Raw genomic sequence first — 2,163 nt, forward strand, 5'->3', positions numbered from 1 at the left:
CGCCGCCCGCCGCGCCCGTCCCCGACGCCGCCCCCGCGGGCCGGACGCCGGGTGCCCCGGCCTGGACGGTCGTACTGGGACCGGTCGCGACGGCCGTCGCGGTGCTGCTCGCCGGGACGGCGATGAGCTCGGTCGTGCAGGGCGCGGCCTGGTTCGCCCACGCCGCCGTCGCGGTCGTGCTGGTCTCGCTGGTCGGCGGCCTGCTGCTGCCGCTGCGGGCCTGGTTGGTCGCGCCCGGCCAGCTGCTGGCCCTGATCCTGCTGGTGACCGCGTGGTTCACCGGCAGCGGCGTGCTCGGGGTGCTCCCCGGGCCGTCGGCGTTCGCCGAGCTGTCGGGGTTGCTCGGCGGGGCCGGGCAGCAGATCGACAGCGGCCTGCCGCCGGTCGCGGCGAGCCCGGAGATCCTGCTGCTGGTCACCCTCGGGTTCGGCACGATCGCGATCGCGGTGTTCGGGCTCGCGGTGACCGTGGCCGCCCCGGCCGCGGCCGGGGTGCCGCTGCTGGTGGTGTTCGCGGTGCCGACGGCGCTGCAGCCGGGCCTGCTGCCCTGGTGGACCGTGGTCGCGGCGACGCTCGGCTACGGCGTGCTGCTGCTCCTGCGTCCGGACCGGCTGCGGCAGATCCCGGCCGGAGCCGCGGTCGTCGCGGTCGCCGTCGTGGGCTCGCTGCTGGCCGGACTGCTGGCATCGTCGGTGGGGACCTCGGGTCGCTTCGACGCCACCGGCGGGACCGGGGGCGACGCCGACGGCTCGATCGGGCTGAACCCGTTCACCTCGCTGCGCGGGCAGCTGACCCGCAGCGAGCCGCGGCCGCTGTTCGGCGTCCGTGGACTCCAGACCCCGACCTACCTGCGCGCGCTCACCCTGCAGACCTACGTGCCGCAGGAGGGCTGGAAGGCGGGGCGCCCGCTGCCGGGCGTGCCGCTGACCGGGCCGCTGCCGCCGTCGACGTCCGGGCCGGCTGCGTCGCAGGACGTGCAGGTCGAGAACCTGGGCTTCCGCGACTACTGGCTCCCGGTGTTCGGCGACCCGACCCGGATCGCGGTGAACTCACCGAGCTGGGCCTACGACACCGACGGCGGCATCGTCTACAGCGAGCGCGCACAGTCCGAGGACGGCTGGACCCAGTCGATGCGGCTGCCGGAGCCGTCGGCCGACCAGCTGCGCGCGGCGTCCGGGCCGACCACGGTCGACCGGGCCTACCTCGACGCCGACGGTGTCGACCCGCGGGTCACCGCGATCGCCCGGGAGGTGACCGCCGGGGCCACGACGCCGTTCGACCGGGCGATGGCGCTGGAGGACCACTTCACCGGGCCCGGCTCCCCGTTCACCTACAGCCTGGCGACCGCGCCGGGTGGCAACGGCGACGCCCTGGTCGATTTCCTGACCCGCGGCCGGACCGGCTACTGCGAGCAGTACGCCTCGGCGATGGCGGTCATGCTGCGCGCCGTCGACGTCCCGGCCCGGGTGGCGGTCGGTTTCACCGCAGGCGACGCCGACGGCTCCGGGGCCCGCACGATCACCACCGAGGACGCCCACGCGTGGGTCGAGGCGTGGTTCCCCGGCTACGGCTGGATGACCTTCGACCCGACCCCGCTCGCCGACGGCCGCACCATCGACCCGGCCTACGTCCAGCAGGCCCGGGAGCAGGACGGCGGCACGCCCGCCGCCGAGCAGACCCCGCAGCCCGAGCCGTCCGCGACGCCGCCGCCCCCCGAGGCCGGTGGCCCCACCCCGGAGCCTCCGCCCACCGAGGAGCAGGCGGCCGACCAGCCGTCGGCCGCGACCGGGTCCTGGTGGCCGCTGGTCGTGGCGCTGCTGCTGGCGGCCGCGGTGCTCGCGGTCGTGCTGACCCCGGGCCTGTGGCGCCGGCACCAGTACTCCCGCCGGGCCGGGCTGGCCCGGGCGGGCGGCGACGGCGCTGCGGCGGCGGCATGGGACGAGGTCCTGGCCGCCTCCCGCGACCACGGGGTCCCGGTGCCGGCCGGGGACACCGTCCGTGCGGCCGCCGACCGCATCACCGAGCGGCACGGCCTGTCCGGGCGCCCCGCCGAGGCGCTGCGGGAGCTGGCGGGCCGGGTCGAGGCGAGCTGGTACGGCGGGATGCTGCCCGAGCCCGGCACGCTCGACGGCCCGGTGGACGAGGTGCGGACGGCGATCGCGG

General features: G+C 77.4%; 1 protein-coding gene. It reads left to right on the forward strand.

The window, feature by feature from the left end; genetic code table 11:
- A partial coding sequence (locus NH602_RS30345; protein ID WP_253069624.1) for a DUF3488 and transglutaminase-like domain-containing protein occupies nt 1-2,163 on the forward strand: 2,163 nt, incomplete at both ends.

It is taken from the genome of Pseudonocardia sp. McavD-2-B (assembly GCF_024124365.1).
Classification (GTDB): domain Bacteria; phylum Actinomycetota; class Actinomycetes; order Mycobacteriales; family Pseudonocardiaceae; genus Pseudonocardia; species Pseudonocardia alni.